At 45.3% G+C, this 20,220-nt stretch carries 15 protein-coding genes; 2 read left to right on the plus strand and 13 right to left on the minus strand.

Annotation, left to right across the window (positions count from 1 at the left end; all coding sequences use genetic code 11):
• Positions 1-172: 172 nt before the first annotated feature.
• Genes TI10_RS22785 through TI10_RS22795 form a run of 3 tightly spaced genes read right to left on the minus strand, consistent with a single transcriptional unit; the run spans position 173 to position 2,879 of the window.
• Positions 173-1,333, minus strand: coding sequence for an aminotransferase class V-fold PLP-dependent enzyme (locus TI10_RS22785; protein ID WP_049585737.1), 1,161 nt, complete (start codon positions 1,331-1,333; stop codon positions 173-175).
• The gene (locus tag TI10_RS22790; protein ID WP_049585743.1) at positions 1,333-1,989 is read right to left on the minus strand and encodes a hypothetical protein; all 657 of its coding nucleotides are present in this window, start codon (positions 1,987-1,989) and stop codon (positions 1,333-1,335) included. The genes TI10_RS22785 and TI10_RS22790 overlap by 1 nt, the downstream gene beginning before the upstream one ends.
• A gap of 11 nt (positions 1,990-2,000) precedes the next feature.
• Positions 2,001-2,879 (minus strand): hypothetical protein, encoded by an 879-nt coding sequence (locus tag TI10_RS22795; RefSeq protein ID WP_049585745.1) that lies wholly within the window; start codon positions 2,877-2,879, stop codon positions 2,001-2,003.
• 687 nt (positions 2,880-3,566) lie between these two features.
• Between TI10_RS22795 and TI10_RS22800 the strand changes: the two genes are divergently transcribed.
• Complete coding sequence (locus TI10_RS22800) at positions 3,567-3,770, plus strand: type II toxin-antitoxin system VapB family antitoxin (protein WP_049585747.1); 204 nt, start codon at positions 3,567-3,569, stop codon at positions 3,768-3,770.
• Positions 3,770-4,147: a type II toxin-antitoxin system VapC family toxin gene (locus TI10_RS22805; RefSeq protein WP_049585749.1), complete on the plus strand. Its 378-nt coding sequence runs from the start codon at positions 3,770-3,772 to the stop codon at positions 4,145-4,147. Before TI10_RS22800 ends, TI10_RS22805 begins: the two co-directional genes overlap by 1 nt.
• Before the next feature lie 224 nt (positions 4,148-4,371).
• On the opposite strand, the gene rpoC is transcribed toward TI10_RS22805, so the two are convergent.
• The 10 genes from rpoC to fusA all read right to left on the minus strand — a co-directional run bounded on the left by rpoC (position 4,372) and on the right by fusA (position 20,202).
• Positions 4,372-8,592: a DNA-directed RNA polymerase subunit beta' gene (gene rpoC, locus TI10_RS22810; RefSeq protein WP_049585750.1), complete on the minus strand. Its 4,221-nt coding sequence runs from the start codon at positions 8,590-8,592 to the stop codon at positions 4,372-4,374.
• Positions 8,593-8,726: 134 nt separating this feature from the next.
• The gene (gene rpoB / locus TI10_RS22815) at positions 8,727-12,755 is read right to left on the minus strand and encodes a DNA-directed RNA polymerase subunit beta (RefSeq protein WP_049585752.1); all 4,029 of its coding nucleotides are present in this window, start codon (positions 12,753-12,755) and stop codon (positions 8,727-8,729) included.
• A 340-nt stretch (positions 12,756-13,095) separates the two neighbouring features.
• The gene (gene rplL, locus TI10_RS22820; RefSeq protein WP_049585754.1) at positions 13,096-13,461 is read right to left on the minus strand and encodes a 50S ribosomal protein L7/L12; all 366 of its coding nucleotides are present in this window, start codon (positions 13,459-13,461) and stop codon (positions 13,096-13,098) included.
• A 63-nt stretch (positions 13,462-13,524) separates the two neighbouring features.
• Entirely contained in the window at positions 13,525-14,031 is a 507-nt protein-coding gene (gene rplJ / locus TI10_RS22825; RefSeq protein WP_049585756.1) for a 50S ribosomal protein L10, read from the minus strand.
• Positions 14,032-14,338: 307 nt separating this feature from the next.
• The gene (rplA, locus tag TI10_RS22830) at positions 14,339-15,040 is read right to left on the minus strand and encodes a 50S ribosomal protein L1 (protein WP_049585757.1); all 702 of its coding nucleotides are present in this window, start codon (positions 15,038-15,040) and stop codon (positions 14,339-14,341) included.
• A gap of 3 nt (positions 15,041-15,043) precedes the next feature.
• Positions 15,044-15,472 (minus strand): 50S ribosomal protein L11, encoded by a 429-nt coding sequence (rplK, locus tag TI10_RS22835; protein ID WP_036771650.1) that lies wholly within the window; start codon positions 15,470-15,472, stop codon positions 15,044-15,046.
• Between the two features lie 160 nt (positions 15,473-15,632).
• Positions 15,633-16,178: a transcription termination/antitermination protein NusG gene (gene nusG / locus TI10_RS22840; RefSeq protein ID WP_011144820.1), complete on the minus strand. Its 546-nt coding sequence runs from the start codon at positions 16,176-16,178 to the stop codon at positions 15,633-15,635.
• A 1-nt stretch (position 16,179) separates the two neighbouring features.
• On the minus strand, positions 16,180-16,563 hold the full coding sequence (gene secE, locus TI10_RS22845) for a preprotein translocase subunit SecE (RefSeq protein WP_049585758.1): 384 nt from the start codon (positions 16,561-16,563) through the stop codon (positions 16,180-16,182).
• Positions 16,564-16,837: 274 nt separating this feature from the next.
• Positions 16,838-18,022 carry an elongation factor Tu gene (gene tuf, locus TI10_RS22850; RefSeq protein WP_036779953.1) on the minus strand — a complete coding sequence of 395 codons (1,185 nt, stop codon included), beginning with the start codon at positions 18,020-18,022 and terminating at the stop codon, positions 16,838-16,840.
• A 71-nt stretch (positions 18,023-18,093) separates the two neighbouring features.
• Positions 18,094-20,202, minus strand: coding sequence for an elongation factor G (gene fusA / locus TI10_RS22855; protein WP_049585762.1), 2,109 nt, complete (start codon positions 20,200-20,202; stop codon positions 18,094-18,096).
• Positions 20,203-20,220 lie beyond the last annotated feature (18 nt).

Below are 20,220 nucleotides of genomic sequence, written 5' to 3' on the forward strand. Positions count from 1 at the left end.
TGATATATTTTCATTCTTTTTAAATAAATATAAAATTAATTTCCCTAGTGATCGCCAAACCATTTATTAACGGTAATTTATTGTTTTTTTTAACATTAAAATCATGAACTATAAATGTTTACTCACAGCTCAGCTTATTACTAAATCTCCCAAATTTCCTGAACTATTCTCATTAATTATCAGTATTATCTTTATAATTTTCCTCAGTAATTTTCACTAAAGCAGATTTTATTTTCAAAATATCTTCCATTGTATGCGACATATCAAGGCTAACCCGAACAGCGCCATCAGGATAAGTACCAAATTTTTTATGAGCTAACGGTGCACATTGTAACCCTGGACGAGTAATAATATTGTATTTGTCTTCTAGTATATAAGAGACTTCTCCGGGATGATAACCTTCTACTGTAAAAAGAATTGTTGGTAACCCGACTTTATGTTTACAGATTAATTTGATCTTCTTTAATTGTGATAGCTCATCTATCAGATTTATACGCAGAGTTTGTAATTGATTTTGAATATTCTCTATCCCAATTTTTTTTAAACGCCTTATGGACGCCAGCAATGAAAGTATGCCAATAGTGTTTTGTGTTCCTGATTCATATTTGTATGGTATTCCAGTTGGTTGTGTTGTTAATCTTGATAATACACCTGTCCCACCCTGAATTAATTCACTATGAGAAAATCCATTATCAAGAATAAAGTACCCGCCAATACCTGATACTCCTCCTAAGCTTTTATGCCCGCTAAAAACAAGGTAATCAATATTGCCTTTCGATAAATCAATTTCTTGTGAGCCAAAAGATTGTGAGCCATCAACTAAAAGCATCGCACCGTATAAATGTGCCAGTTTTCCTATCTCATCTATATTACAAAATGTACCAATAGTATTGGAGCAACTATGAACCACCAATAACTTAGTTTTCTTATTCTTTAATAAAAACTCCAAATGCGACATATCAATTTCACCATCTGTCACATCGATCAATTGACTACTTACCCCAATATCTTTTAAGTGGTTTATCGGTCTAAGTACCGAATTATGTTCTAAATGGGTCGTAATGACATTATCACCCGGCTTAAGTGTACCTTTTATACATTCGTTGAGTGAATACGTTGCTCCTGAGTTAAAAATTACTGTCCCATGACCATTTAATTTTGTTTGCTCAATGAATTCATGTCGGCACTCTTCAACGAGCTCAGTCACCTTTTTAGATTGTTGCGATAAAGATCGCCCTGGCGTTACCCCAAGAGTGTCTAGATACATATTTATCATGTCTTTCACTTCTTGTGATTTTGGCCATGAAGTAGAAGCTACATCTGCATATAACATTATGCAATCTCCATATGGTGACTAATATATAATTTGAATTTTTTAGCAGCCTCATCCATCTCCTTTATTCCTTCACTATCTCTCCAATCCGATCTTTCCGGCACATTTAAACTATTTGCCAATACTGTTCTGATCATTCCTCTCTCAATGAAATCTGATTCACCTATCGTAAAAACATATTTATTACCACTATCTTCAACGTAAATATAGGGGCCAGCCTCACCGAACATCTTAAGTTCATCCAATGAATCTATGGTATGCATTTTAAATTGATTCTTTAATTTATTATGAAGATCAATCTCGGTAGGGAAACAACATAAGTGTGCATGATAACAATACTTTTGATTCGGGTCCATGATGATACAACCACCGGCCCGTCCATTTTCATAGCAAAGAGGATTGCTTATATTGTAATATTCGCGATAAAAATCATTTATTATATTCTTAAACTGTTTTAGTTCTTTTATTGCTTCTTCATCGTATATTTCTGCAAAGCACCGGTATCCCCCTGAATCAGTCTCACATTTATTGGTGGCAATAATTATATAGCCCTCAATTATCTGGCCTTTGGGTACAAAGGCATAGAAATATTTTCCTTGTAAAAGTATTTTATCCTTTTCAAAGGAAGATTCTGGGTGACAAAAAATACATCCCATTTTAAACTCCTTTATCGTTTGTCGATTCTACTGATAAATATATTTTCATGACACAAATTAAAATCTTCTTCTGTATGCCAGGCAATCATCATGCTAAATTTATTTATAATGCTATGTTTATTCAACCCACTTTGTAGTTCAGAATAAATAGGATTTGGCAAGATTATTCTGCATTTTTGCCTAATAGCAAGACAAGAATCAATCACAGATATAATTGTACCGGGAGCGGTATTGGATAAACCTATCACTTCCACCTTCGCATCATCAAAACCTAATATCGCTAATTCTTTCCCAACCGTTAACAGCTTAATATCCCTGTAGCGAGGACACTGTTTTGAGTAAGCGATCCAAGCGTTATTTACTTCCCTACCGAAAAAATTGATTTTATTAATATTATCTACTTCATTAAAATCACTTAGGTCTACATCGATTTTAGTACATCCTTCTACTGCTATTTCTGTAAAATCAAAAACACCCACTCTGCTACATATGTATTTTTCGAAAATCTTTGCATAGCATTTGATTTTTCTTTCATCTGAGTAACAAACCGTCGCATCTACATCATTACGATGTGTTTGTTTGACACTTTCTATTATCAAATTTCGTGATTTTACACTTTCATCTATGCCAAAATCGCTGAGCATATTAATGGATACTCGTCTATGTTTAAGACTAAATTCACACTTTCTTGTTATAACAATTGACAAGTATATATCGTTTCTTTTATACAGAAATGCTTTTATCTCACTAGAAAGATTATATTCCCTTTCTTTCATGTTTTTCCAAATAAAATAATCCAAGCTACCTATATCACGCTTATAAAAATTATTTATTAAGATATAATTCTCTTCCGTTATATCTTCATAGACTAGGTTTACGCCATTCTCCATTATTTTGTCCCGCTATTTTATATTGGCGACAATTGCTGCTCATTTTTAGTTTATATTTATTTAAGAGTATGTGAATCATGAAATATTGTATTTTATGACCTGCATCATAATTTAAAGATCCAACAGGAGAAAAAATTGTGATTATTTATCCTAAAAAATCAAATTGAAGTCTTCTCTAATCATGCAAGAACACAGATAAAAATAGGTGATCTAAAAGAATAATCTTTCATAAATTCTATGTGATGGGACTTTAAATAAAATAATTATATTGACCAGACCCTTGAATTAAATACGATGAGCTATTTCTGCATACCGAATAATATCCCTTACATAGCCAAAGTGATTTCGCCGATACCAAACTCATAGAATACTTAATCATCAGTGTATACCCAATGGATTTCAAGATGCATCGCGACGGCAAGGGAACGAATCCCCGGGAGCATAGAGAACGATGTGACCGGGGTGAGTGAGTACAGCCAACAAAGAGGCAACTTGAAAAATGACGGGTATATATTCCGAGGGGCGCGGGCATCCTTGCCTATAGTGACGCCGGATAGATTTAAGCAAGCCTAAAATTCATCAAAATGAGTGTTGCAAAAACGAGGGTGACCATAGATTTTATACTCTTGCATTGATTCAGATATTGATGCAATATCGCATCAATATCTGAATCAATGAGGTAATCAAATGCGAACTACTGTCACGATTGATGATGTGCTGTATGCACAGGCGCTGGAAATGGCCGATCCTAGCATGGACAAAGCTGATATTTTCCGGGAAGCAATGAAAACATTTGTTCAGGTGCAGGCTGCAAAGCGGCTCGCTTCGCTCGGCGGTACATCGCCTGAAATGCAGACGATACCCCGCCGCCGCGAGGAGCCATCCGCATAATGACTATTTTGGTTGATACATCCGTCTGGGTTGACCATTTCAAAAACCGGAATGACGGGTTGATTCAGTTGCTGAGCCAGAATCTGGTTCTGATACATCCAATGGTATTGGCAGAGATAGCATGTGGCACCCCTCCGGCTCCAAGACTGCGAACACTTGGTGATCTAGGTCTCTTACCACCGAGCCATCAGGCCAGTATTGCCGAAGTGATGGCGCTTATTGAAAACGAAAAACTGTACGGGCTTGGATGTGGTTTTATTGATATTACGTTGCTGGCGTCAACCTTAATAACGCCAGGAGCAAGACTTTGGACATTGGATAAGCGACTTGAGAGATTGGCTAAACGTCTTAATGTGAGTTATCAGCCGATTCATTGACCGGAAACTTATAATTATTTTTTCAGCGGGATTTGGGGTTTGAAGAGTAACTTTGTTTCTCCCTATCGTCTGGCGGGTAAAGCTGGAAAAAATGATGCCGCCGATGCTTTTGTGAACAGAACTTGATTAAAACGGAACGCCAAGTAAAAAATTGTTACGTCATCCATAAACTGAAATGCCCTCCAAAAAAGGAGGGCATTTAATTAGCTAGCGTGTTCTAAGAATTACTTCTTATCGCCGCCAAAACCGGCATTCAACAGTTCTGCCAAGTTCGCGGTAGCTTCATCGACACTCACTTGCGGCGCCTCAGCAGGCTCATTCAAATGACGACGACGTATGCGCTCCTGATGGTAAGCATAACCGGTACCAGCAGGGATCAGACGACCAACGATGACGTTTTCTTTCAAGCCACGCAGTTCATCACGTTTACCCGCAACCGCAGCCTCAGTCAGTACGCGGGTCGTTTCCTGGAACGATGCCGCAGAGATGAAGGATTCAGTCGCCAGAGACGCTTTGGTGATACCCAACAGGTCACGGCCATAAGTTGCAGGCACTTTACCTTCTTGCTCCAACTTACGGTTTGCCACTTTAACGCGGGCATATTCAACCTGTTCGCCTTCCAGGAACTCGGAACTACCTGCACTTTCAATGGTTGCTTTACGCAGCATCTGACGAACGATAACCTCAATGTGTTTATCGTTAATCTTAACCCCTTGCAGACGGTAAACTTCCTGAACTTCGTTGGTGATGTAACGGGTAACCGCATGAACACCACGCAGGCGCAAGATGTCGTGTGGAGACTCTGGACCATCAGAGATCACGTCACCACGTTCAACCACTTCACCCTCGAACACGTTGAGCTGACGCCATTTAGGTATCATCTCTTCGTAAGCATCACCACCATCTAATGGGGAGATAACCAAACGGCGTTTGCCCTTGGTTTCTTTACCAAAGGAGACAATACCGCTGACTTCAGCCAGGATAGCAGGCTCTTTCGGACGACGTGCTTCGAACAAGTCAGCAACACGCGGCAGACCACCGGTAATATCTTTCGTACCGCCGGATTCCTGAGGAATACGCGCTAAGGTATCACCCGCAGAGATGCTTACGCCATCGTCTAACTGAACAATCGCTTTGCCCGGCAGGAAATATTGAGCAGGCATATCGGTACCTGGAATCAATACATCGTCACCCTTGGCATCAACGATTTTCAGTGCCGGACGCAGGTCTTTACCACTACCGGTACGCTCTGCGCTATCCAGAACAACCAATGAAGATAGACCTGTTAATTCGTCAGTCTGACGAGTAATGGTCTGACCATCGACCATGTCAGCAAAACGGATGATACCCGATACTTCACTGACAACTGGCATAGTGTGCGGGTCCCAGTTAGCAACGGTTTCACCGCCGTTAACAGTTTCACCATCACCTTTACCCAACACTGCACCGTAAGGCACTTTATAGCTTTCTTTAGTACGACCAAATTCGTCGATCAAACACAGTTCGGTGTTACGAGAAGTAATGACCAGTTTGCCTGCGGAGTTGGTCACGGATTTAGCGTTAAACAGTTTCAGGCTACCTTTATTACGCACCTGAATGCTGGATTCTGCTGCTGCACGAGACGCCGCACCACCAATGTGGAATGTACGCATCGTCAACTGTGTACCCGGCTCACCGATAGACTGAGCAGCAATAACGCCAACCGCCTCACCTTTATTGATAATGTGTCCGCGAGCAAGGTCACGACCATAGCAGTTCGCACAAACACCGAAGTCAGTTTCACAACTTACAACGGAACGTACTTTAATGCTGTCAACGGAGCTTTCTTCTAACAGATCACACCATTTCTCATTCAACAAGGTGTTACGTGGCACCAGAATGTCAGCAGTACCCGGTTTCAGAACATCTTCCGCCGTCACACGACCCAATACACGCTCACGCAGTGGCTCTTTAACATCGCCACCTTCAATAACCGGCGTCATCAGAATACCGTCGTGCGTACCACAGTCATCTTCTGTAACAACTAAGTCCTGCGCCACGTCAACCAGACGACGAGTCAGGTAACCGGAGTTCGCCGTTTTCAGTGCGGTATCCGCCAAACCTTTACGAGCACCGTGGGTTGAGATGAAGTACTGGAGTACGTTCAAACCTTCACGGAAGTTCGCCGTAATTGGGGTTTCGATGATGGAGCCGTCCGGCTTAGCCATCAAGCCACGCATACCCGCCAACTGACGGATCTGAGCGGCAGAACCACGCGCGCCAGAGTCAGCCATCATAAAGATGCTGTTGAAGGAAACTTGTTGTTCTTCTTCACCATCACGATTAGTGACCGTTTCAGTAGACAAGTTTTCCATCATTGCTTTAGCAACACGCTCGTTTGCCGCAGCCCAGATATCGATAACTTTGTTATAACGTTCACCGGCTGTCACCAGACCAGACTGGAACTGTTCCTGAATTTCAGCAACTTCCGCTTCGGCTTCCGCAATGATGCCCGCTTTTTTCTCTGGGATCACCATGTCATCGATACCAACAGATGCGCCTGAACGTGCAGCGTAAGCAAAGCCGGTATACATGATCTGGTCAGCGAAAATAACCGTTGGTTTCAGGCCCATCACGCGGTAACAGGTGTTCAGCATTCTGGAGATAGCTTTTTTACCCAATGGTTGGTTAACCAGTGAGTAAGGCAGGCCTCTTGGTACAATCATCCACAGGATTGCACGACCAATGGTCGTATCAATCAAACCGGTATTAACTGTGATATTGCCTTCGCCATCTTTCACTTCTTCAGTGATACGCACTTTAACGCGGGCATGCAAAGAAGCCAGCCCTGCGCGGTATACGCGTTCAGCTTCTTTCGGCCCAGTCAGCACCATGCCTTCGCCTTTGGCGTTAACACAGTCACGGGTCATGTAATACAGACCCAGAACAACGTCCTGAGATGGAACGATGATTGGCTCACCACTCGCTGGAGACAGGATGTTGTTGGTAGACATCATCAGCGCACGCGCTTCTAACTGGGCTTCCAGTGTCAGCGGTACGTGAACAGCCATTTGGTCACCGTCGAAGTCAGCGTTATATGCCGCACACACCAATGGGTGCAACTGAATCGCTTTACCTTCGATCAGAACCGGTTCGAATGCCTGAATACCCAAACGGTGAAGTGTCGGCGCACGGTTCAGCAGAACTGGGTGTTCACGAATAACTTCATCCAGGATATCCCATACCACCGCCTCTTCACGCTCAACCATTTTTTTAGCGGCTTTAATCGTAGTCGCTAAACCACGCAGTTCCAGCTTGCCGTAGATGAATGGCTTAAACAGTTCCAGCGCCATCTTCTTAGGCAGACCACACTGATGCAGACGCAGGTAAGGACCTACAGTGATTACAGAACGACCGGAATAGTCAACACGTTTACCCAACAAGTTCTGACGGAAACGACCTTGTTTACCCTTGATCATATCAGCCAAGGATTTCAGTGGACGTTTGTTAGAACCGGTAATGGCACGACCACGACGACCGTTATCCAGCAACGCATCAACCGCTTCCTGCAACATACGTTTTTCGTTGCGAACAATGATATCTGGCGCAGCCAGATCCAACAGACGCTTCAAACGGTTGTTACGGTTAATAACACGACGATAGAGATCGTTCAGATCCGAAGTGGCAAAACGGCCGCCATCCAGTGGAACCAATGGACGTAAATCCGGCGGCAGAACTGGCAGAACCGTCAGAACCATCCATTCTGGTTTGTTGCCAGACTGAATAAAGGCTTCCAACAGTTTAATACGCTTGGTCAGCTTCTTACGTTTAGTTTCAGAGTTAGTTTCGTTTAACTCTTCACGCAAGGTTTCACACTCATTTTCCAGATCGAGATTTTTCAGCAAAGACTGGATAGCTTCCGCTCCCATCTTCGCATCGAATTCATCACCAAACTCTTCCAGCGCATCCAAGTATTGCTCTTCTGTCAGGATTTGACTGCGTTCCAAGCTGGTCATACCGCCTTCTACCACCACATAGGATTCGAAGTACAGTACACGCTCAATATCACGCAGTGGCATATCCAGCAACAAACCGATGCGAGATGGCAATGATTTCAGGAACCAAATGTGCGCAGTTGGAGAAGCCAGCTCAATGTGACCCATACGTTCACGACGAACTTTAGTTTGGGTAACTTCTACGCCACACTTCTCACAAATTACACCACGGTGTTTCAAGCGCTTATATTTACCACACAAGCACTCATAGTCCTTTACTGGTCCGAAAATACGGGCGCAGAAAAGGCCGTCACGCTCAGGTTTGAACGTACGGTAATTAATAGTTTCCGGCTTTTTTACTTCACCGAATGACCACGAACGGATCATATCTGGCGAGGCCAGAGCAATTTTGATCGCATCAAACTCTTCGGTCTTAGTTTGCGCTTTCAGAAACTTCAATAAGTCTTTCACGAAATGGCTCCTGTCGGAGTTAGACCTGTCAGGAGAGCAGCCCATGCCGCTCCCCCCTATGACCAGTGCAACCACTGGCTGGTAAACTGCCCGTCATATCCATTTATTCAGGGCAGTACCAGCGGGAATACGATTTATTCGTCTTCCAGCTCGATGTTGATACCCAGAGAGCGGATCTCTTTCAACAATACGTTGAAGGATTCCGGCATACCTGGCTCCATCTGGTGGTTGCCATCCACGATGTTTTTATACATCTTGGTACGGCCGTTAACATCGTCGGACTTGACGGTGAGCATTTCCTGCAAGGTGTACGCGGCACCGTATGCTTCCAATGCCCACACTTCCATCTCACCGAAGCGTTGACCACCGAACTGCGCCTTACCACCCAACGGTTGCTGAGTAACCAGACTGTACGAACCGGTTGAACGGGCGTGCATTTTGTCATCCACCAGGTGGTTTAGCTTCAGCATATACATGTAGCCAACGGTAACCTGACGTTCAAATTGCTCACCAGTACGACCATCAAACAGGGTAATTTGACCAGAAGTCGGCAAGTCACCCAGTTTCAGCAGCTCTTTAATTTCTTTCTCTTTCGCACCATCAAACACAGGTGTCGCAATTGGCATACCTTTTTTCAGGTTTTCCGCCAAACGCATAACTTCTTCATCGGAGAAAGCGCTCAGATCAACTTTCTGACGGGTTTCATCACCCAGGTCATAAGCTTTCTGGATAAATTCACGCAGTTTGGCAACTTCCTGCTGCTGTTTCAGCATCGCATTGATCTTGTCGCCAATACCTTTAGCAGCCATACCCAGATGCGTTTCCAAGATCTGACCGATGTTCATACGTGATGGTACGCCCAGTGGGTTCAGTACGATGTCTACCGGAGTGCCGTTTTCATCGTAAGGCATATCTTCGATCGGGTTGATCTTGGAGATAACACCCTTGTTACCGTGGCGACCCGCCATCTTATCACCAGGCTGAATCTGACGTTTAACCGCCAGATAAACTTTGACGATTTTCAGCACACCCGGCGCCAAATCATCGCCCTGAGTGATCTTACGGCGTTTAGCATCCAGCTTTTTCTCGAACTCAGCTTTGAGTTCGTCATACTGTTCAGCCAACTGCTCCAACTGATTCTGTTTCTCTTCATCAGCCAGACCCAGTTCTAACCAACGCTCACGTGGCAGTTTATCCAGCTTCTCAGCTTCGATGCCGCCAGCAATCAAAACAGAACGGATACGTGCAAACAGGCCAGCTTCAAAGATTTGCAACTCTTCTGTCAGGTCTTTCTTAGCCTGACGCAACTGCATCTCTTCGATTTCTAAAGCACGTTTATCTTTTTCTACGCCGTCACGGGTAAATACTTGTACGTCGATAACCGTACCGGATACGCCATTTGGTACGCGCAGAGAAGAGTCTTTAACATCAGACGCTTTCTCACCGAAAATAGCACGCAGCAATTTTTCTTCTGGCGTTAGCTGAGTTTCACCTTTCGGCGTCACTTTACCAACCAGAATGTCGCCGCCGGTCACTTCTGCGCCAATATAAACAATACCCGACTCATCCAGTTTGGAGAGTGCGGCCTCACCCACGTTAGGGATATCAGCGGTGATCTCTTCAGGCCCTAATTTAGTATCACGAGATACGCAAGCCAGTTCCTGAATATGAATGGTTGTAAAGCGATCTTCCTGGACGACACGCTCAGAAACTAAGATGGAGTCCTCGAAGTTATAACCATTCCACGGCATGAACGCTACGCGCATGTTCTGACCGAGCGCTAGTTCACCCAAGTCGGTGGATGGACCATCAGCCAGTACGTCGCCGCGTTCCACCGGCTCACCCAGAGAGACACACGGCATCTGGTTAATACAAGTGTTCTGGTTCGAACGGGTATATTTAGTCAGGTTATAAATATCAATACCTGCTTCACCCGAATACATCTCATCTTCGTTTACTTTGATAACGATACGAGATGCATCAACGTACTGAACTACACCACCACGTTTAGCAACAGAAGTTACACCTGAGTCAACCGCTACCGCACGTTCCATGCCGGTACCGACCAACGGCTTATCAGCACGCAGAGTAGGAACAGCCTGACGTTGCATGTTTGCGCCCATCAATGCACGGTTTGCGTCATCGTGTTCCAGGAATGGGATCAAGGAAGCACCAACGGAAACCACCTGCTGGGTGGAAACGTCCATGTATTCAACCTGCTCACGGTTAAATAAGCTGGATTCACCATAGCTACGGCAAGTTATCAGATCTTCAACGAAGTGGCCTTCATCATCTAATACGGTGTTTGCCTGCGCGATAACGAAGTTACCTTCTTCAATCGCAGACAGATAATGAATTTCATCAGTAACAACACCATCACGAACCAGACGATATGGGGTTTCAAGGAAACCATACTCGTTAGTCTGCGCATAAACAGACAATGAGTTAATCAGACCGATGTTCGGACCTTCCGGGGTTTCGATTGGACATACACGACCATAGTGGGTTGGGTGTACGTCACGCACTTCGAAGCCAGCGCGTTCACGAGTCAAACCACCTGGACCTAACGCAGAGATACGGCGTTTGTGAGTGATTTCAGAAAGCGGGTTGTTTTGGTCCATAAACTGAGACAGTTGGCTGGAACCAAAGAATTCTTTCACTGCGGCTGAAATCGGCTTAGCGTTGATCATGTCCTGAGGCATCAGTGTATCCAGATCACCCAGAGACAAACGCTCTTTAACTGCACGCTCAACACGTACCAGACCTACACGGAACTGGTTTTCCGCCATCTCGCCAACAGAACGGATACGACGGTTGCCTAAGTGGTCGATATCATCGACTTCACCTTTACCATTACGGATATCAATGAGTTTCTTCATGACATCAATGATGTCATCTTTACTCAGAATACCAGAACCTTCGACTTCTTCCCGGCTCAATGAGCGGTTGAATTTCATACGCCCAACCGCAGAAAGATCATAACGATCTTCTGAGAAGAACAGATTTTCAAACAGATTTTCTGCCGCTTCACGGGTTGGCGGCTCGCCAGGACGCATCATGCGATAAATCTCAACCAAAGCACCCAAACGGTCATTGGTTGGGTCAACACGTAGTGTCTCGGAAATATACGCACCGTGATCTAAATCGTTGGTGAACAGTGTTTCGATAGATTTGTGACCAGACTGACTCAAACGTGCCAGCAGATCTAAAGAGAGCTCCATGTTAGCAGCACAGATAATTTCACCTGTATTGACATCAATGTAGTCTCTTGCAACAACTTTACCCGCAATGTATTCAACAGGAACCTCAATACGGTTCACTTCGTCTTTTTCTAACTGGCGGATATGACGTGCGGTAATACGACGGCCTTTTTCAACATAAACCTTGCCGTTTGCTTCAATATCAAAAGAAGCGGTTTCACCGCGCAAACGTTCTGGCACCAGCGTCATTTGCAGTCTGTTGTCACGAATTTCGAAAATCGTTTTACTGAAGAACAGGTTTAAGATCTCTTCAGTACTGTAATCCATTGCACGCAGAATAATCGTTGCCGGCAATTTACGACGGCGGTCAATACGTACAAACAGATTATCTTTTGGATCGAATTCGAAATCTAACCAAGAACCACGGTAAGGAATAATACGTGCGTTATACAGCACCTTACCGGATGAGTGAGTTTTACCCTTATCGCTGTCAAAGAATACACCAGGACTACGATGTAACTGGGAGACAATAACCCGCTCAGTACCATTGATAACAAAGGTACCGTTGTCAGTCATGAGTGGAATTTCACCCATGTAGACTTCTTGCTCTTTGATGTCTTTGACCGTGCCTTCCGGTGCTTCACGTTCATAGATAACCAGACGCAACTTAACGCGCAAAGGCGCAGAATAAGTTACACCACGAATCTGGCACTCTTTAACATCAAACACTGGCTCACCAAGACGGTAGCTAACGTATTGCAGCTCCGAACTGCCGCTGTAGCTCTGAATTGGGAATACAGAACGGAATGCCGCTTCTAAACCATTCTGGCCTTCTGGATCTTGCTCGATAAACTTCTGGAACGAGTCAAGTTGGATAGAAAGGAGATAAGGTACGTCCAACACTTGGGGACGCTTACCAAAATCCTTACGAATACGTTTTTTCTCGGTATAGGAGTAAACCATAGGGTTCCTCAGCTCGCTGATCAGTGACCCACTCTGCCCGCCCTAAAGGACAGCTCTTTACGACACTGTTTTTTCGAACAGAAAATTGAATTATTTTCCGTAATACTCATTGCTATTACTCTTAAATCATTTCATTGCGTTACCTTACTACCGAGCTACCCGAGTGGATCGTAGCTGAGAACGCAGTATATTAAGTCGTCAATAGGAAAAAGTATTTGGGGGTTAATTAACAGCCAAACAGTGGAAATGCTGCTAATGCCCTACAGCGCAAAAAGGCTGGTGATTAAAAAAATCACCAGCCATCAGCCTTTAAAGTCAGGCTGCTAACTTAAAACTGAACTTACTTAACCTCAACAGAAGCACCTGCTTCTTCCAGAGATTTTTTCAGTGCTTCAGCGTCATCTTTGCTGATGCCTTCTTTCAGTACGGCTGGAGCGCTTTCAACCAGATCTTTCGCTTCTTTCAGACCCAGGCCAGTTGCGCCGCGTACTGCTTTGATAACAGCAACTTTGTTGCCGCCAATAGCGGACAGAACAACGTCGAACTCGGTTTTTTCTTCAACAGCTTCAGCCGCGCCAGCAACAACAGCTACCGCTGCCGCAGCAGAAACGCCGAATTTCTCTTCCATTGCAGTGATCAGTTCAACAACGTCCATTACGGACATGCCTGCAACTGCGTCCAGAATTTGTTCTTTATTGATAGACATAACAAGTGTTCCTAAAATTCAGAAATAATTTATACGTTAAAAAGCAACGAAGGAAATCGGCAATTAAGCTACTTCTTTCTGCTCGCGTAACTCGCGTAACGCAGCCAGAGTACGAACCAGTTTGCCTGCAACGGCTTCTTTCATGGTTGACATCAGGCGTGCGATTGCTTCTTCGTAAGTTGGGAGTGTCGCCAGACGGTCAATATTGGCCGCAGGAATGAACTCACCTTCAAAGGCTGCTGCTTTAATCTCGAATGCTGGATTCGCTTTAGCGAACTCTTTGAACAGACGAGCAGCGGCGCCCGGATGTTCGTTAGAGAAAGCAATCAAGGTTGGACCAATAAACGCTTCTTTCAGGCACTCATAAGCAGTACCTTCAACAGCACGGCGGATCAGTGTGTTACGCACAACACGGATGTAAACGCCAGCTTCGCGACCTGCTTTACGCAGTTCAGTCATTTTATCTACGGCAACGCCGCGGGAATCCGCAACAACCGCAGACAGCGCGCCTTTGGCTACTTCGCTAACTTCAGCAACAATCGCTTGTTTGTCTTGAAGATTTAGTGCCATTAGCTTCTTGCTCCTGGATTAACCGGGAAAAACCCGGAACTCACATCACTCATAACACTAAAAGTGCCTGAGCTCTAAAACACGGTGAGCAGAATCCAGCAATGAATGTCATTTGGCTCTGTCACCGTCTACGCAGGGATATTAAGTAATTACTTACACCTGCGGTCTTGGACGGGGCTTGGATTAGGCCAAGCTCCAACCGAAAATTTTTTATTTAGCTAATAAAAAACTTACTAGCCAAATACAAGGCGCCAAATTTTAGACAAATCTGACGCCAAGGTAAAGCGATAATCACATTCAGCTCAAATTAAGCTGAAGCGCTCAGACCTGACTGGTCAATCGCAACACCTGCGCCCATAGTAGTGGACAGGCTAACTTTCTTAATGTAAACACCCTTAGCAGAAGATGGTTTGGCTTTTTTCAGCGCAACCAGCAAAGCTTCCAGGTTTTCTTTCAGTTTGTCAGCATCAAAGTCAACTTTACCAATGGTGGTGTGGATAATGCCGTTTTTATCGTTACGGTAACGAACCTGACCCGCTTTAGCATTCTGTACAGCTTCAGCAACGTTAGGAGTTACAGTACCTACTTTAGGGTTTGGCATCAAACCGCGTGGACCCAAGATTTGACCTAATTGGCCAACAACGCGCATTGCATCTGGAGAGGCGATAACAACGTCAAAGTCCATTTCGCCTTTTTTAACCTGTTCAGCCAGATCTTCCATACCTACCAGTTCAGCGCCCGCTGCTTTAGCAGCTTCCGCATTTGCGCCTTGGGTAAATACAGCTACGCGAACGGAACGGCCAGTACCGTGAGGCAATACCGTCGCACCACGTACGTTCTGGTCGGATTTACGAGCGTCGATGCCGAGGTTAACAGCAACGTCAACGCTTTCTACAAATTTAGCGGTAGCCAGCTCTTTCAGCAGAACAACGGCTTCGTTAATGTCATACTGCTTAGTTGCATCCACTTTTTCGCGGATTGTGCGCATGCGCTTGGTCAGTTTAGCCATCGATTAACCCTCCACTACCAGGCCCATGGAACGAGCAGTACCTTCAATTGAACGCATCATTGCTTCAACGCTAGCACCTGTCATATCCGCAGCTTTAGTTTCAGCAATTTCACGAACCTGCGCGCTGGTTACTTTACCAACTTTGTCTTTGTTCGGTTTGCCGGAACCTGATTTAATGCCCGCTGCTTTCTTCAGCAAAACAGCCGCTGGTGGGGTTTTAGTAACGAAAGTGAAAGAGCGATCAGAATAAACAGTGATCACAACAGGAATTGGCAGACCTTTTTCAATGCTGTCAGTTTTAGCATTGAACGCCTTACAGAATTCCATGATGTTAACACCCTGCTGACCAAGAGCAGGACCTACTGGAGGGCTTGGGTTAGCCATACCAGCTGCAACCTGCAACTTGACATAGGCTTGTACTTTCTTAGCCATTGATAATTTTCCTCTATATGGGTGGTATCGCCTTTATTTAAAAGGCTCCCCTGCTATTTCAGCCCCGCCTGATTCAGGCCAGACTACTAAAAAACAAAAGGCGCGAAATTGTATGTTAATTTCTCACCTATTGCAAGCCAGCAAAAAATATGCTCGGAAATTACGCCTTTTCTACCTGGCTGAAATCCAACTCAACCGGTGTCGCACGACCAAAGATAGAAACTGAAACTTTCAGGCGGCTCTTCTCGTAATCGACTTCTTCCACAACACCATTGAAGTCTGCGAATGGACCATCGCTGACCCGAACCATTTCGCCTGGTTCGAACAATGTTTTTGGCCGTGGTTTATCACCAACCTGCTGAAGGCGATTCATAATCGCATCAACTTCTTTATCACTGATTGGTGCTGGACGGTCAGATGTGCCACCGATAAAACCCATGACGCGTGGTACGCTGCGAACGAGATGCCATGTTGCATCGTTCATGATCATTTGTACCAGCACATATCCAGGGAAAAATTTGCGTTCACTTTTGCGGCGCTGGCCGCTACGAATCTCAACAACTTCCTCTGTTGGCACCATCACTTCGCCAAAAGAATCTTCCATATCATGCAATTTGATATGTTCACGTAAAGATTGTGCGACACGACCTTCAAACCCGGAAAATGCCTGTATAACATACCAACGTTTTTTTGGGGAATCTGACATCTTAGAACCTCAGGCCTGTAATAAATGAAACTAAACGCACCAGGATACCGTCAAGACCCCATAGGATCAAAGACATCAATGCAGTGACTGCCGCAACAATCAAAGTTGTATGCAGCGCTTCCTGGCGAGTCGGCCAAATGACTTTACGCATTTCAATGCGGGCTTCTCGGGCGAAGGCCAGTGTGGTTTTACCTTTCGCAGTCCAGAGCGCAGCCGCTCCCGCAAGAGCAACAATAACAACAACTGCCATCGCGCGTAGAGGAAGGCTATACTCCCGATAAAGGTAGTTTCCAACGATAGCAACCGTTAATAAGGCTGCCACTAATAGCCATTTCATTACCTCAAGACTACGCCTGCTTTCTTGAGCATCGCTATTCGCACTCATAAACCAACCTGTAACTATGATTTAAATAGATAGCCAGCTTGCCTCGCAAGAGCAAAACAAATCAGACCGAACCAAAAAATTTGAGTGATTGTATCTGACTTGGCGCCATAATTCAGTATGACATTGTATATCTGAGAGAGATATAGCCAATTCGTTGCATCAGAGCCTATCTCACCAATAATTAAAAACAACTATTGATGAGATAGGTTCTTATTAAGACAACGTACAAAAAGGGCATCGGTTGATGCCCTTTTAGTGTAATCACATCAAAAAATTATGCGATAATTTTAGCAACAACACCAGCACCGACAGTACGGCCGCCTTCACGAATAGCGAAGCGCAGACCCTGGTCCATTGCGATTGGCGCAATCAGGGTAACTTTCATCTGAATGTTATCACCTGGCATCACCATTTCCACGCCTTCTGGCAGCTCGATTGTGCCGGTTACGTCAGTTGTACGGAAGTAGAACTGTGGACGGTAGCCTTTGAAGAATGGCGTGTGACGGCCGCCTTCGTCTTTGCTCAGAATATAAACTTCTGATTCGAAAGTGGTGTGTGGCTTGATTGAACCGGGTTTTGCCAGTACCTGACCACGTTCGATTTCGTCACGTTTGGTACCGCGCAGCAGAACACCCACGTTCTCACCCGCACGGCCTTCGTCCAGCAGTTTGCGGAACATTTCTACGCCAGTACAAGTCGTTTTAGTCGTGTCTTTGATACCCACGATTTCAACTTCTTCACCCACTTTAACAATACCGCGCTCTACACGACCGGTTACCACTGTACCACGGCCTGAAATAGAGAATACGTCTTCGATTGGCAGCAGGAATGGCTGGTCGATTGCACGCTCTGGTTCTGGAATGTAGCTGTCCAGGGCATCGGCCAGTTCAATGATCTTCGCTTCCCACTCCGCATCGCCTTCCAGCGCTTTCAGCGCAGAACCACGGATAACTGGCGTGTCGTCGCCTGGGAAATCGTACTGAGACAGCAGCTCACGCACTTCCATCTCAACCAGTTCCAGCAGTTCTTCGTCGTCTACCATGTCACATTTGTTCAGGAACACGATGATGTAAGGAACGCCTACCTGACGACCTAACAGGATGTGCTCACGAGTCTGTGGCATTGGGCCGTCAGTCGCAGCAACTACCAGGATTGCGCCGTCCATCTGAGCCGCACCGGTGATCATGTTTTTCACATAGTCAGCGTGGCCTGGGCAGTCAACGTGCGCATAGTGACGGCTTGGGGTATCGTATTCTACGTGAGAAGTAGAGATGGTGATACCACGCGCTTTTTCTTCTGGCGCGTTATCGATTTGGTCGAATGCGCGAGCGTTACCACCGTAGGTTTTAGCCAGAACAGTAGTGATAGCAGCAGTCAGGGTAGTTTTACCGTGGTCAACGTGGCCGATAGTACCAACGTTAACGTGCGGTTTTGTACGTTCAAATTTTTCTTTAGACACGACTCTATTCCTTAATATCGCTCCCTCATCATATGGGAGGGAGCTGAATCTAGATATTAAACCCGAAAAACTTATTTAGCTTTACGAGATTCGATAATAGCCTGAGCGACGTTGCTCGGCGCTTCATTGTACTTCAGGAACTCCATAGAGTAAGAAGCACGACCTTGGGTCTGAGAACGCAGGTCAGTAGCATAACCAAACATTTCAGATAATGGTACCTGAGCACGTACGATTTTGCCGGTAGTCATATCTTCCATACCGTCAATCATACCACGGCGACGGTTTAGGTCACCGATAACGTCGCCCATGTAGTCTTCTGGCGTTTCAACTTCAACTTTCATGATAGGCTCCAGCAGAACTGGTTTCGCCTTCATAAAGCCTTCTTTGAAGCCCATAGAACCTGCGATTTTGAACGCCATTTCAGAAGAGTCGACTTCGTGGTAAGAACCATCGAACAGCGCCACTTTAACGTCAACAATCGGGTAACCGGCCAGAACACCATTTTTCATTTGTTCCTGAATACCCTTATCTACTGCCGGGATATATTCTTTAGGAACAACGCCGCCAACGATTTCGTTAGCGAATTCATAGCCTACGCCACCTGGTTCCATTGGCTCAATACGCAGCCATACATGACCAAACTGACCACGACCACCAGACTGACGAACAAATTTACCTTCTTGTTCAACAGTAGAACGGATGGTTTCACGGTAAGCAACCTGAGGTTTACCGACGTTCGCTTCAACTTTGAATTCACGACGCATACGGTCAACCAGAACATCCAAGTGAAGCTCACCCATACCGGCGATAATAGTCTGACCAGATTCTTCATCGGTAGACACGCGGAATGATGGGTCTTCCTGAGCCAGACGACCTAAAGCGATACCCATTTTTTCCTGGTCAGCTTTGGTTTTTGGCTCAATAGCAACAGAGATAACTGGTTCTGGGAATTCCATACGCTCCAGAATAATCGGCGCGTTGATATCACACAGAGTATCACCGGTAGTCACGTCTTTCAGACCAATCGCAGCGGCGATGTCGCCTGCACGAACTTCTTTAATTTCTTCACGTTTATTAGCATGCATCTGCACGATACGGCCAAAACGCTCTTTTTTGTCTTTCACTGGGTTAAGAACGGTATCACCGGAATTAACCACACCAGAGTAGACACGGAAGAAGGTCAGGTTACCAACGAATGGGTCAGTAGCGATTTTAAACGCCAGAGCCGAAAATGGTTCGCTGTCGTCAGAATGACGCTCTGCCGGCGTATCTTTACCGTCTGGCAGAATACCTTTAATGGACTCAACATCCGTTGGCGCTGGCAGGTACTCAATAACCGCATCCAGCATTGCCTGAACACCTTTGTTCTTAAATGCAGAACCACAGGTAACCAGGATGATTTCGTTAGTCAGAACACGATGACGCAGACCAGTTTTGATCTCTTCTTCAGTCAGTTCTTCACCGCCAAGGTATTTTTCCATCAGCTCTTCTGATGCTTCCGCAGCGGCTTCAATCAAATTGTTACGCCATTCTTCCGCCAGATCCTGCATATCAGCCGGGATATCTTCATAAGTGAAGGTAGTTCCCTGATCTTCATCGTTCCAGTTGATGGCTTTCATTTTCACCAGGTCAACAACACCGGTGAACGCATCTTCTGCGCCAATGGCTAATTGCAGAGGTACTGGGTTCGCCGCCAAGCGCGTTTTGAGCTGCTCGACAACGCGTAAGAAATTCGCTCCCATACGGTCCATTTTGTTAACGAACGCGATACGTGGAACTCTATATTTATTCGCCTGACGCCATACGGTTTCGGACTGTGGCTGAACACCACCAACCGCACAATAAACCATTACGGCGCCGTCAAGAACACGCATGGAACGTTCTACTTCGATAGTGAAGTCAACGTGTCCTGGGGTGTCGATGATGTTAATACGGTGCGCGTCAAACTGCTTAGCCATACCTGACCAGAAAGCAGTTGTCGCTGCGGAGGTGATGGTAATACCACGCTCCTGCTCCTGTTCCATCCAGTCCATAGTAGCAGCGCCATCATGAACTTCACCGATCTTATGGTTTACACCAGTGTAGAACAGAATACGTTCGGTAGTGGTGGTTTTACCGGCGTCGATGTGTGCACTGATACCGATGTTACGGTAACGTGCAATGGGTGTTGTACGAGCCATTTGATTCCTCTATATCCT

Source organism: Photorhabdus luminescens subsp. luminescens, from assembly GCF_001083805.1.
GTDB classification, from domain to species: domain Bacteria; phylum Pseudomonadota; class Gammaproteobacteria; order Enterobacterales; family Enterobacteriaceae; genus Photorhabdus; species Photorhabdus luminescens.